Genomic DNA, 13942 nt, shown 5'->3' with positions numbered 1-13942 from the left:
AATTATGGATTTTAATAAATTTACTCAAAAGTCAACAGAGGCTATAAATGAAGCTTCACAAATAGCAATAAAAAATGCCAATCCTGAAGTTGGTATAGTTCACTTAGCTTATGCACTTTTAGAAGATAGTGACTCAATGGTAAGTCAAGTATTATCAAATATGAAAATATACAAACCATTACTTAAAAAAATTGAAGATAAATTAAATAAGCTCCCATCCCAATCTGGATCAGGAAATATTTATCCCAACACAATTTTTCAAAGAGTTCTACTTAAAAGTGAGGACATAGCAAAAAATATGGGTGATTCTTTTATATCCACTGAGCATATATTTCTATCTCTATTAAAAGAAGAAACAGAACTCAGTGACTTATTTAAGGTATCTGGCTTAACTTATAAAAATTTTAATAATGAGCTTTTAAAGGTTAGGAATGGTCAAAAAGTTACTAACGATAATCCAGAAGAAACTAATAATCCACTTGAAAAATATGGTAGAAATCTTACAAAAGAAGCAAGAGAAGGTAAAATCGATCCAGTTATAGGAAGAGATCAAGAAATAAGAAATTGTCAAAGAATCCTATCTCGTAGAAAGAAAAATAATCCAGTACTTATAGGACATCCTGGTGTTGGTAAGACTGCCATAGTTGAAGGACTTGCACAAAGGATTGTTAATAAAGATGTTCCAGAACCACTTCAAGGAAGAGAAATCTTTGCTCTAGATATGTCAAGCCTTGTTGCTGGTGCAAAATATAGAGGTCAATTTGAAGAAAGACTAAAATCAGTTATAGATGAAGTCAAAAAATCTGAAGGTCAAATTATTATGTTTATAGATGAGCTTCATATAATAGTTGGAGCAGGTAAATCAGAAGGTTCTATGGATGCATCAAATATAATGAAACCTATGCTTGCACGTGGAGAAATAAAAGTGATAGGGGCTACAACTCTAAATGAATATAGAGAATATATAGAAAAAGATGGAGCCCTAGAAAGAAGATTCCAAAAAGTTTTAGTAAATGAACCAAGTGTAGAAGATACTATATCAATACTTAGGGGCATAAAAGATAAATATGAAATCTATCATGGTATAAGAATCCAAGATCAAGCGGTAATAGCAGCTGCTGAACTTTCAAATAGGTATATAACTGATAGATTTCTTCCGGATAAAGCAATAGATTTAATGGATGAAGCATGTGCAACTGTAAGAACAGAAATAGATACTATGCCAGAATACCTAGATGAGGAAAAAAGGAGAATTCTTCAAGTTCAAATTGAAATAGCAGCCCTTAAAAAAGAGGATGATGAAAAGAGTAAGAAAAGACTTGAAATACTTGAAAAAGAGCTAGCAGATGCTAATGAAAAATATAATGCTGACTTTAATAAATGGAAAAGCCAAAAAGATTCTATAAATTCAGTAAAAGATATAAAAGAAGAAATTGATAAGGTAAAAGTTGAGATAGAAAAGGCTGAAAGAAATTATGATTTTGAAAAACTTTCAGAGCTTAAATATGGAAAACTTAATGAGCTTGAACAAAAGCTAAAAGAGAAAGAAAAGGACCAAGAAAATGATTCATCTATAAAAGAAGAAGTTACAGATGAGGATATAGCAGATGTTGTATCAAATTGGACTAATATTCCAGTATCTAAGCTTGTAGAAAGTGAAAGAAATAAAATTTTAGCTCTTCCAGAAAAACTTCACCAAAGAGTTATAGGACAAGATGAAGCAGTAATAGGTGTCTCAGATGCTATAATTAGGGCAAGATCAGGACTTAAAGATCTCAGCAAGCCTATAGGATCATTTATATTTCTAGGACCTACAGGTGTTGGTAAAACTGAGTTAGCAAAGGCACTTGCAGAAGCAATGTTTGATAGTGAAAATAATATGATTAGAATTGATATGAGTGAGTACATGGAAAAATACTCAGTATCAAGATTAATCGGTGCTGCACCTGGATATGTAGGTTATGAAGAAGGTGGTCAACTTACAGAGGCAGTAAGACGTAATCCTTATTCAGTAATACTTTTTGATGAGATAGAAAAAGCTCATCCAGATGTATTTAATATACTTCTCCAAGTTTTAGATGATGGAAGACTTACAGACAGCCAAGGTAGGACTGTAAACTTTAAAAACACAATAATCATAATGACATCAAATATAGGATCCAATTTTCTTATAGAAGGACTTAAAGAAGATGCAACTATAAGTGAAGATACTAAAGACTTAGTAGATAAAGCTTTGAGAAATTCATTTAAACCTGAGTTTTTAAATAGAATCGATGATATAATAATGTTTAAACCACTTACAAGTGATCAAATCTATAAAATCATTGATCTTCAAATAGAAGATATTTCAAAAAGGCTTGAAGATAAGGATATTTCTATAAAATTATCAGATAAGGCTCATAAATATATTTTAGAAAGATCTTATAATGTAGAATATGGTGCAAGACCAATAAAAAGATTCATACAAAGCAATATAGAAACAAGTCTTGGTAGAAAAATTATTGAAGGAAATATAATGGAAGGAGACCATGTTCTAATTGATTTAGATGAAAATAATGAACTTTCCTACAATATAGAAAACTAAGGTATAAATATTATTAGCAGAAAGGATGTAAAAATTCTTTTTGCTATTTTTTTGCTTAATATAAAGATTTGTAGAGAATTAATTAAAAATCTTATTTATCATATTTATTCACCAAGTATCATGGAATGGCTTATCTTCTTGTTAATTATTCAAAACAAAAGAGAGAAAAGCACAATATATAGTGGTTATTGATTTTTTATATCTATATATGGTATACTTAAAAAGAAAAGAAAAGGAGTATTGTATATGTTAAAAGTTGTAAAAAGAAATGGTCAAAAAGTGAATTTTGATAAAGATAAGATAATAATTGCTATAGAAAAAGCTATGAATTCTTCAAACGGAGTATTTGTAGATGGTCAAGCCCAAACCATTGCAGATGAAATAGAAGAAAGATCAAAAAATAAAAAAGAGATTTCAATATATGAAATAGAAGATCAAGTTTATTACAAACTTATTGATAAGAATAATCCTGCTACAGCAAAATCATACGAATCTTACAGGTCTGTTCAAGCTTATAAGAGAAGTGCAAATACTACAGACGATGATATAATTGGTCTATTAGAAAGAACAAATATAGATGTTATGGACGAAAACTCAAACAAGAATCCTTTAATAGCATCAACCCAAAGAGACCTTATAGCAGGAGAAGTATCAAAAGACTTGGCTAAAAGAAAGTTAATAGATGCAGAGCTTGTAGAAGCTCATGAAGATGGAGCCATACATATTCACGACTTAGATTATTTGATTCAACCAATATTTAATTGCTGTTTAGTAAATATGAAAGATATGCTAGATAATGGAACAGTTATTAATGGAAAAACAATTGAAACACCAAAGTCATTTCAAGTAGCTTGTAATGTTATGACCCAAATAATAGCACAAATTGCATCAAACCAATATGGTGGTCAATCTATAAATATAGCTTGTCTTAGTAAGTATCTGAAAAGATCCTACAATAAAAATTTTAAGCTAGCTTCAGAAATTCTTTCAAATCAAAAAGAAATAGAAGTAATGGCCCAAAAGCTCACACAAAGAGACTTAGAATCTGGTATACAAACAATTCAATACCAAATTAATACCTTAATGACATCAAATGGTCAAGCACCTTTTGTAACATTGTTTATGCATACAGATGAAGATGATCCATATCTTGATCAAACAGTTAAAATAATAGAAGAAATTTTAAAACAAAGAATTCAAGGCATTAAAAATGAAGCGGGAGTATATGTAACTCCAGCCTTCCCTAAGCTTATATATGTTCTAGATGAAAACAATGTTAAAAAGAATAGTAAATATCATTTCCTAACAGAGCTTTCTATAAAATGCACAGCAAAAAGAATGTATCCAGACTATATATCAGCTAAGATTATGAGGAAAAACTATGAGGGAAATGTATTCTCCCCAATGGGATGTAGGGCTTTCTTACCACCATATAAGGATGAAAATGGAGAATATAAATTTGATGGAAGGTTTAATATAGGAGTATGTACTATAAATCTTCCACAAATAGGAATTCTTGCGAGAGGTGATGAAGAAAAATTCTTTAAAATCTTAAATAAGAGAATGGAGCTTGTAAAAAGAGTAGGAATCTTAAGATATAAGCACCTTAAGAATGTAACAAGTGATTCATCTCCAATCCACTTCCAACATGGGGCTATTGCAAGACTTAAACCTCATGAAAAAATAGAACACCTTTTAAAAAATGGTTATGCAACAGTAACAATTGGGTATATTGGAATATATGAAGCAAGTAAGCTTGTAACAGGTGAAAGTCATACAAGTAAAAAAGGTCATGATTTTGCTATAAAAATAATGCAACTTTTAAATAGAAAGAAAGAAGAATGGACAGAAGAAACAGGACTTCAATTTGCAGTTTATGGAACTCCTGCAGAAAATTTGACTAATAGATTTGCATCTATAGACAAGAAAAGATTTGGAGAAATTGAAGATGTAACTGATAAAGGTTACTATACAAATTCATTTCATGTTGATGTAAGAGAAAAAATATCTGCATTTGAGAAGTTTGATTTTGAATCAGAATTTCAAAATATGTCATCAGGTGGCTGTATTTCCTATGTAGAAATACCGAATATGACCAATAATTTAAAAGCTTTAGGAACAATTGTAGAATATATATATGATCATATTCAATATGCTGAATTTAACACAAAATCAGACTATTGTTCAGAGTGTAATTACGATGGGGAGATGCTTTTAGATGATGACAATCAATGGTATTGTCCTCAATGTGGAAATAAAGACAGGTCTAAACTTACGGTCGTAAGAAGAACTTGTGGCTATCTTGGAGAAAATTTCTGGAATGAAGGTAGAACAAAGGAAATAAAAGCAAGGGTATTGCATATATAAAAATAAAGGCCTGCTTTTGCGGGCTTTTTAAGTGAGGATTTATGAGATACGGACAAATTAGAAAATATGATGTAGCAAATGGGCCGGGGATAAGAACATCTTTCTTTGTAACAGGATGTTCAGCTAATTGTAAAAATTGTTTCAATACAGAATATATGAATCCAAACTATGGTAAACTTTGGACTGAAAAAGAAACAGATCTTATCATTGATTATCTAAAAAAAGATGAAATAGAGGGTCTTACCATTCTTGGTGGAGAGCCTTTCGAGTCAGTAAGAGATTTAATAGAGATTGTAAGAAAGATAAGAGATAAGTCAGATAAGTCCATATGGATATTTTCAGGATTTAAATATGAAGTATTGGTAAATAATAAAGAAAGTAAAAAGCTTCTTTCCATGTGTGACGTATTAGTAGATGGTCTTTTTGTAGAAGAGTTGAAAAATTTAAAATTAAAATTTAAGGGTTCATCTAACCAAAGAACCATAGATATCCAAAAGTCATTAGAAAAAAATAAAATATGTATTTTAGATGGGTATAAATAAAATAGTTAAAAATTTAGGAGGATTTTATGGAAATTAAAAGACAAAGAAAGGGAGCTATTGGTATAGTTGTTGCAATAGTTGCAGTAATTGTGATAGCCTTACTTGTTTTAGTTCCTTCATATAATGGACTTGTTAAGCAGAAAGAACAACTTGACCAATCTTATGCCCAAGTTCAAAATGTGGTTCAAAGAAGGGCAGACCTTATACCAAATCTTGTAAATACAGTTAAGGGCTACTCAGAGTATGAAAAAGAAACCCTTACAGAAATAACTAAGGCAAGAGCAGGTATAGAAGAAGCCAAAGGACCAAAGGAATTAGCAGAAGCTAATGAACAAATGTCTCAGGCTATAAGAAATGTAAATGTAGTTGCAGAAGCTTATCCAGAACTTAAGGCAGATACCCAATTCACGCAACTTATGGATGAGCTTGCTGGGACTGAAAATAGAATTTCAGTTGAAAGAAAAAATTATAACCAGGAGGTTCAAAACTACAATACCAAAGTTAAATCATTTCCTACAAGTATATTTGCATCATTAATGGGTTTTAAGCAAGCTGAGTATTTTCAAGCGGATGCATCAGCACAAGATGCTCCTAAAGTAGACTTTGGAAATTAGGTAGATTATGAGAAAAAGTAAGAATGCCTTAGTTTTAAAAATATTTGCTTTTATTCTTCTTTTTCTACCAATAAGAGCCTATGCGGATAAAATACCAGACGCACCTAAAACCTACTACCTAGATGGGCTTAACCTAATAGATCAACCAACTAAAGATTATCTTACTAAGGTCAACAAGGAACTTGAACAAAAAACAGGAGCACAAGTTATCTATGTTTCAGTTAAAGATATTGAAAATGATCCAATGGCTTATGGAACTGATTTATTTCGTAAATGGCAAATAGGAGATAAAGATAAGGAAAATGGAGTTTTAATCCTTATATCACAAAAGATTGGTTCTGAAAAAAAAGACATATCCATCATAACAGGCTACGGAATAGAGGGAAGACTAAATGATGGAAAGGTGGGAAGAATTATAGATACCTATATGCTTGATTATATGAAAAAAGGAGATTTTTCTACAGGCATAAAAGAAGGGTTTAATGCAGTAGTTGGAGAGATTGCTGATGAGTATCAAGTAGATATGAATGGTGACTATGAGAGCTATAAAGATAATCTTGAAGATGATGATGACTTTGATTTAAGAACAATAATTATAATGTTTGTTGTATTTATGATTTTATCTAGTCTTTTTTCAGGAAGAAGTGGCTATAGAGGCGGAGGAGGCTTTGGTGGCTTTGGAGGTTTCTCTGGCGGTGGATTTTCAGGCGGATCATCAGGTGGCTTTTCTGGAGGAGGATTCTCTGGAGGTGGAGGCTCATCTGGTGGTGGAGGAGCTAGTAGAGGAATTTAGAAAAAATTTAAGCTATTGTAAGGTTTTATCCTTTCAATAGCTTTTTTCTTTGTTTTTATTTTTTTATAACAAAACCTTGTTCTTCTAAGGTATCAAACATTTTTTCTCTATTTTTTATAATTGAACCCTGTTTTTTAAGAATTTGTGTAGAGAAGGCATCAGACCTCTTATTAGAATCTCTTAAGTCATAATAATCTCTCATTTCTTTATCATAATCTTTTATGGAGTCAAGATATGAGACTTTAAACTCATATGAGTTTGTATAAAGTTTATTAGATAAAGACATTCTTGGTTTAAGTTGTGGTTTTTGGTTAGGATATCCTATACCGACACCTACTATGGGATAAGTAAGTTTCGGCATCTTTAATAGCTCAATTACTTTTTTAGTATCATTGTGAATATTTCCATAAAAGTTTGCGCCAAGTCCTAAAGATTCGGCAGCTATTGTAAAGTTTTGGCTTTGTAGAACTCCATCAGTAAAACCTTGAATAAATTTATCGAAGTTTATCATAATGTTATTTTCATTTCCCATTTCCTTGGCTATATTATAGTTTCTATATAAGTCTACTATAAATATAAATAGCTCAGGACATCTTCTCATGTATTCTTGATTTCCAATTTTAGCAAGTTCATCTTTTATATTTTGATCAGTTATTCTAATAATAGATGAGTTTTGCATACCATTGCTTGATGCAGTTTGATTTGCAACATCAAGTAGGATTTTTAAAATATCATTACTAATTTTTTTATCTGTGAATTCTCTAATTGTCCTATGCTCAAGTTGTGTTTTAATTGTTTCATTCATATTCTCACCTCAATAATTTTATACCTTAAAGAAGATTTATTAAACAATTAAATATGTTATAATTAAAAAAAGAAGGGTGGTTTTATGTACATAAAAACTTCAGTAAGAAAGCTGATAGAATTTGTTATGAGAAGTGGAGATATAGATAATAGCTTTCGTGATTCTAATAGGATGGTTCAAGGAATAAAGGCACATCAACAAATTCAAAAATCTTATTCTGATAACTATAAGGCTGAATACTACCTAAGAAATGTTACAGAAATTGATGATATGGAATTTCATGTTGAGGGCAGAGCAGATGGTCTTTTTAAGGTTGGAGATACCTACACAATTGATGAAATTAAGTCAACTACTAGAGACTTAGATAAATTAGATGCTTCAAATAAGCTACACTGGGCTCAGGCTTTTTGCTATGGGTACTTTTTTGCTGTAAAAAAAGGCCTTAAAAAGGTGAGAATAAGACTAACCTATGTTTCCTTAGATGATTATAGAACAAAGGAATTTTATAAGGAAAAGAGCCTTGATGAGCTTAATGAATTTTATATTAATCTTCTAAAAGAATATATAAGTTTCTCGAAAATTCTTTCTATAAACCTTGAAAAAAGAGATAAAACGGCCATAGAACTAACTTTTCCTTATAAGGGTTATAGGAGGGGGCAAAGAAAGATGTCAGTTGCTGTCTATAGGGCAATACTTGATAAGAGAAAACTTTTTGTAGATGCACCAACAGGAACTGGAAAAACTATATCAACTATATTTCCTTCAGTTAAGGCACTAGGAGAAGGTCTATTAGATAAGATTTTTTATCTTACAGCTAAGAACACTACAGCAAAAGAAGCTATTAAATCCTTATTCTTATTAAAAGAAAAAAACTTATCCATAAAAGCAGTATCAATAACTAGCAAAGAGAAAATTTGTCTAAATGATGAAATCGAGTGTAATCCAAACGACTGCCCTTTTGCAAGGGGACACTTTGACAGGATAAATAATGCCCTTAAAGATATTTTAGAAAACGAAGATATAATGGACTATGATGTAATAACTTCTTACTCAGAAAAGCACAAGGTCTGTCCATTGGAATTTGAACTTGACATAGCACTTTACTCTGATATAATTATTTGTGATTATAATTATGTTTTTGATCCAAATGTTTATCTTAGGAGATTTTTTGATGAAAGCTTAGAAGACTTTATATTTCTTATAGATGAATCTCACAATCTGTTGGAAAGGTCAAGAAAAATGCTTAGTCATGAGTTTTTAGAATCTTCCTTTAAAGATCTAAGAGAGTCAATGGATATAAAAAAAGATAAAACTATAATAAAGTCTTTAGACTCTATACTTGATGAATTTGAACAAATGTATAAAAACTATGGTAAAAAACTTTTTTATTATAGTGAAAAATACAATGATGATTTTGATAAAAAACTTATTATACTTTCAAAAAAATTAGAAAAAGTTCTAATCGATGATAAAAAAAGAGAAGACTATGATAAAATAAAAGATATGTTTTTTGAAATAAATCATCATATAAAGGTTTCAGATAACTTTATGGAAGGTTTTTATATGACTTTAACTTTTGATGATAATTCTTTAGATAAGATTTTTGAAATAAAGTGCATAGATCCATCAAAAGTTTTAAAGGAAAAATACAAACAAGCTGTATCTTGCATATTTTTCTCAGCAACTCTTTCACCGATGGAATTTTATAGGAAGATGCTTGGTGCAGAAGATAGCTTAAAACTTCACTTGAACCTTCCATTTGATAATAGAAATTTTAAGCTTTTAGCTACACCTATATCAACAAGATATAAGGATAGAAATAAAAATCTTATGGATATAGGAGATCTTATCCATGAGTTTATAAGCTCAAAAAAGGGAAATTATTTTATATTCTTCCCATCATTTTCCTATCTTGAAGATATTTATGAATATTATAAGGATAGATATGATGATGAAATACTTGTCCAAGAGAGATTTATGTCTCAAACAGATAGGTATAAATTTTTACAAAATTTCACCTATGATAGTGAAAAAACCGCATTTCTTGTTTTAGGTGGTATATTTTCAGAAGGTGTAGATCTAAAAGGTGATAGGCTTATAGGTGCCATGGTCATATCTGTTGGTATGCCTGGGGTCAGTGATGAAAGAAATCTTATAAAAAACCACTTTGATAAAATCAACCACAATGGCTTTGATTATTCCTACACCTACCCAGGACTTAATAAAATTTTTCAAGCAGCAGGAAGACTTATAAGAGATGAAAAGGACAGGGGGATAATCTATCTAATAGATGATAGGTTTTTGTGGGATAAATATAGAAGACTTTACCCTAGACATTGGGCAAATATAAAAGAAGTAAGAGATAAGGATGAACTTAGATTTTTAATAGATGAATTTTGGAATAAAGGAGATTGAATGAAACAAAAACCTATAAAGGAAGTAGAGATAATTGATGTAGCATATCCAAATATTTCCATAGGAAAATTTGATGAAGATAAACTTGTTGAATTTAAAGGAGGAGTTCTCGGAGAAAAGTGTAGAGTCAAGATTACAAGATCTCGTGGAAATAAGAAAATGGGTAAATACATAGAAAAAATTGAAGATTCAAAACTTGAAAATTCCAAAGAATTTTGCCCTAATACAGGTATATGTGGAGGTTGTTCTTATCAGAAGATGGGATATGAAACAGAGCTTTTATTAAAACATAATATGATAAGAAAACTTTTAAAAAAATCTGATATAAAAGTAAAGGACCTATCTATAGTAAGAAGTGCAAAAATTAAGGGATATAGAAACAAGATGGAATATTCCTTTGGAGATGCTTATAAAGGAGGTCCATTAATATTGGGACTTCATAAAATAAATAGGTTTTATGAGATAGTAGATACTAATGGTTGCAATATTGTAGATTCTGACTTTGAAAGTATAAGAAAACACGTTCAATCTTATTTTAGGGAAAAAAATACAAATTTCTACCACAAAAAAACCCATGAAGGTCTTTTAAGAAACTTAATAATAAGAAAGGGGATGTATACAGGAGATATTATGGTAATCCTTGTAACAAGTTCAGATGAGTCATTTGACCCGATGAGAAAAGAACTATTCACCCACAATCTATTAAATGCAAAGACCAATGGCATTATTAAATCAATATACCATGTTGTAAATGACTCTTTGGCAGATGCTGTAAAGGTTGACTCAATTGAACTTTTATTTGGAAAAGAATATATAGAAGAGAGAATGAATGACCTAGTGTTTAAGATATCTCCATTTTCATTCTTTCAACCAAATGTGTATACAGCAGAAAAAATCTATAAAAATTCTATAGAACTTTCAAGTGTTAGTAAAAGCAAAAATGTCTTAGATCTTTATTCCGGTACTGGAACCATAACTCAATTTTTTGCAAAAGTGTCCAACAAAGCTTTAGGTATAGAAATAGTAGAAGAAGCAGTAGAAAAGGCCTTTGACAATGCAAGAGAAAATAAAATTGAAAATATTGACTTTATAGCTGGAGATGTTTTAGAAAAAATCAATCTTGTAAAGGGTGAATATGATATACTTGTCATAGATCCACCAAGAGAGGGGATTCACCCTAAGGCTATAGGAAAGATAATAGATATAAATCCAGAAGAATTTGTTTATATATCTTGTAACCCTAAAACCCAAATTAGGGACATTGAAATTTTCATGGAAAAAGGGTACAAAGTCGTAAAATACCAAGTTTTTGACCAATTTCCAAGATCAAGACATGTGGAGACTATAGCGTTGATACAAAAGATATAAATTTAGAAATCCTGCATTTTAAGCAGTTTTATAAGCATTTTGTATTCGATAAAGATGAGGAAGGATACGTCAAAAAAACTCAAAAAAACTATATGGACGTAAGAGTAGTTTTGCAACTGGTATGAGGAGACACAAAGAAAAATATAATAAGATAAAACCCATTTTATACTTTCTATAAGAGTAGCTTAAATAAGGCTGCTCTTTTTTATTTCAAAGAAAGGAGGTAGGGATGAATTTTGATTATTTTTATAATAGGCAATCTGAGATGTATAACTTTATTAGGTTACCTATGGTATTAATGGAAGATAAGATTTTTGAGAGCATATCTATTGAAGCTAAAGTTTTGTATTCATATATGCTTAATCGAATGGGTCTTTCATATAAAAATGGCTGGATAGATGAAGATGGAAAAGTCTTTATTTATTACACAATTGAAAGCATAAAAGATCAATTTAATTGTGCGAGTGAAAAAGCGAATAAATTAATAGCTGAACTTGATATTAAATCAGGAATAGGACTGATTGAAAAGAAAAGACAAGGATTGGGAAAGCCTAACAGAATTTATGTTAAAGACTTTATGAGCATATTTAATAATGTGGAAATAAAAAATCAAGAAGTTCGAAAAACAAAATTCCAGAAGTTCGATAATCGAAATTCAAGAGATTCGAATATCGAAAGTCAAGATTTTCGAAAATCGGAAGGTAACTATAACAATATTAGTAATAATGAGTTAAGAAAGAATGATTTTAGTAAGGGACAAAAGCCTTATGGAATATATAAAAATATATTTTTGACTGATGAAGAATACAAGGACTTAACAAATGAGTTGGGGAGCAGAATTAGTGAATACATTGATAGGCTCTCGTCATATATGAAAGCAAATAACAGAGTTTATCAAGATCACAAGGCAACGATAATCAATTGGTATCTTAATGATCAGGCAAAAAACATTAATGATAATACAACAAGGAAAATGAATTACGATATAGGAGAGAGTTTATGAAGAACTTAAAAGATTTTGTATTAAGAGAAAATGATGTTGAAAGGAATGGACATATTTATTGCAAGGTCTGTGGTAAAAGAGTCGATGGAGAATTACTTGACCTTGGATTTACAAAGTTTATTCCCAGAATTAAATGTGAATGTGAAATAAAAAGAGATAAGGAAAATGAAGAAAGAGAAAGACTGATGAAAATATCGTCATTGAAAAGAGATTGCTTCTCATCGCCGCTCCAACACCAATATACTTTTGATAAATTCCTAAATGAAAAAGGTCAAGCCTATAAGGTTGCATATAATTATGCCAAAAGCTTTGAACAAATGAAGGAAGACAATGTTGGACTTTTATTTTATGGAGATGTTGGCAGTGGAAAGACTTATCTTGCTTGTTCTATTGCAAATGAATTAATTGAAAGAGAACAAGTTAAAGCTAAGATTATGAATTTATCTCAGGTTATAAATCAAATACAAAAATCTGCATTTAAGGTTGATTCAAATGAAATAATAAGTAACCTCTCTAATATTGCTTTGTTAATCTTAGATGACCTTGGAATTGAAAGGGATACATCTTATGCAAGAGAACAAGTATATAACATTATAAACTCAAGATACTTAAAGGGTAGACCGACAATTTTTACTACAAACTTATCATTGGAAATTATTCAAAATCCTAATATTGACCTTGAGTATCAGAGAATATATTCAAGAATACTTGAAATGACAATACCAGTTAAAGTTACGGGAGAAGATTTTAGAAGAAAAATTCAACAAGAGAAGTTAAGAAAATACAAAGAGTTACTTTTATATGGAGGTGGAATAGATGATTAATGAAGAAGTATCTAGGTCGAGTCTTAATCTTGAAGTAAGACTTGCAAAAGCTACAAGTAAAGCAATTCTTGATGCCTTAAAGAAAGTTCACAAGCAAATAGAAGAACAAGGAGGCTTGAAAAATGTAATAAAAAATAATGGAGAAGAAGTAAAACTAAAAGATATGGTTAAAAAAGGTCAGTTAGAAGAAATTAATCTAAAGGATCCTGAGTTAAAAGAATTAAAGAAAATTTTAAATAAACACGGAGTGAAGTTTTCTGTTATGAAAGATAAGGAAACTGGTAACCACTCTGTGTTTTTTCAATCTAAGGATATAAAGGTAATGGAACATGCCTTTAAAAAAGCAGTTAAGGCTTCTGAAAGAAAGGCCGATAGAAAAGATTCAATAACGAAGACTATAAATAAGTTTAAAGATATGGCTAAGGACACCATTAGTAAAGATAAAGTTAAAAATAAACATAAGGAGCAAAGCTTATGATAAGTAATTTAAAAACATTTGAGGGTCTGTAAATAGTTTTGTGTATCAACCTAAATCCTGATCAATGGGTAAGGGTTGATACAATTTTTTATGTATCAATATCTGTCCATTCCTATAGGAATGGAGCTTATCTTAATTTTATACGAACT

Annotated in this window: 11 protein-coding genes; 10 read left to right on the top strand and 1 reads right to left on the bottom strand. The window is 30.3% G+C overall.

From position 1 onward, the window contains the following. The first annotated feature begins 4 nt into the window (after positions 1 to 4). The 5 genes from clpB (at position 5) to FYJ26_RS07145 (ending at position 6900) form a co-directional block, all read left to right on the top strand. Positions 5 to 2584, top strand: coding sequence for an ATP-dependent chaperone ClpB (clpB, locus tag FYJ26_RS07165; protein WP_154541051.1), 2580 nt, complete (start codon positions 5 to 7; stop codon positions 2582 to 2584). A gap of 246 nt (positions 2585 to 2830) precedes the next feature. Next, the gene (nrdD, locus tag FYJ26_RS07160) at positions 2831 to 4951 is read left to right on the top strand and encodes an anaerobic ribonucleoside-triphosphate reductase (protein ID WP_154541049.1); all 2121 of its coding nucleotides are present in this window, start codon (positions 2831 to 2833) and stop codon (positions 4949 to 4951) included. A gap of 41 nt (positions 4952 to 4992) precedes the next feature. Beyond that, positions 4993 to 5493, top strand: a complete 501-nt coding sequence (gene nrdG / locus FYJ26_RS07155; RefSeq protein ID WP_154541047.1) for an anaerobic ribonucleoside-triphosphate reductase activating protein — start codon at positions 4993 to 4995, stop codon at positions 5491 to 5493. A gap of 26 nt (positions 5494 to 5519) precedes the next feature. Beyond that, complete coding sequence (locus tag FYJ26_RS07150; protein ID WP_154541045.1) at positions 5520 to 6107, top strand: LemA family protein; 588 nt, start codon at positions 5520 to 5522, stop codon at positions 6105 to 6107. Between the two features lie 7 nt (positions 6108 to 6114). Continuing rightward, positions 6115 to 6900 carry a TPM domain-containing protein gene (locus tag FYJ26_RS07145; protein ID WP_154541043.1) on the top strand — a complete coding sequence of 262 codons (786 nt, stop codon included), beginning with the start codon at positions 6115 to 6117 and terminating at the stop codon, positions 6898 to 6900. Between the two features lie 55 nt (positions 6901 to 6955). Here FYJ26_RS07145 and FYJ26_RS07140 read toward each other — a convergent pair whose 3' ends face one another. Next, positions 6956 to 7705 carry an NADPH-dependent oxidoreductase gene (locus FYJ26_RS07140; RefSeq protein WP_154541041.1) on the bottom strand — a complete coding sequence of 250 codons (750 nt, stop codon included), beginning with the start codon at positions 7703 to 7705 and terminating at the stop codon, positions 6956 to 6958. A gap of 84 nt (positions 7706 to 7789) precedes the next feature. On the opposite strand from FYJ26_RS07140, the gene FYJ26_RS07135 reads away from it, so the two are divergent. The 5 genes from FYJ26_RS07135 to FYJ26_RS07115 all read left to right on the top strand — a co-directional run bounded on the left by FYJ26_RS07135 (position 7790) and on the right by FYJ26_RS07115 (position 13793). Next, entirely contained in the window at positions 7790 to 10120 is a 2331-nt protein-coding gene (locus FYJ26_RS07135; protein WP_154541039.1) for an ATP-dependent DNA helicase, read from the top strand. After that, positions 10121 to 11488 carry a 23S rRNA (uracil(1939)-C(5))-methyltransferase RlmD gene (rlmD, locus tag FYJ26_RS07130; RefSeq protein ID WP_154541037.1) on the top strand — a complete coding sequence of 456 codons (1368 nt, stop codon included), beginning with the start codon at positions 10121 to 10123 and terminating at the stop codon, positions 11486 to 11488. It abuts the gene before it with no gap. Between the two features lie 229 nt (positions 11489 to 11717). After that, the gene (locus tag FYJ26_RS07125) at positions 11718 to 12491 is read left to right on the top strand and encodes a replication initiator protein A (protein WP_154541035.1); all 774 of its coding nucleotides are present in this window, start codon (positions 11718 to 11720) and stop codon (positions 12489 to 12491) included. Then, positions 12488 to 13315: an ATP-binding protein gene (locus FYJ26_RS07120; protein WP_154541033.1), complete on the top strand. Its 828-nt coding sequence runs from the start codon at positions 12488 to 12490 to the stop codon at positions 13313 to 13315. Before FYJ26_RS07125 ends, FYJ26_RS07120 begins: the two co-directional genes overlap by 4 nt. Continuing rightward, entirely contained in the window at positions 13308 to 13793 is a 486-nt protein-coding gene (locus tag FYJ26_RS07115) for a PcfB family protein (protein WP_000606600.1), read from the top strand. Before FYJ26_RS07120 ends, FYJ26_RS07115 begins: the two co-directional genes overlap by 8 nt. The last annotated feature ends 149 nt before the right edge of the window (positions 13794 to 13942 follow it).

The organism is Anaerococcus porci (assembly GCF_009696575.1).
Classification (GTDB): Bacteria; Bacillota; Clostridia; order Tissierellales; family Peptoniphilaceae; genus Anaerococcus; species Anaerococcus porci.
Note: the sequence above shows the minus strand (reverse complement) of the source record. Positions and strands in the feature narration are given on the sequence as shown.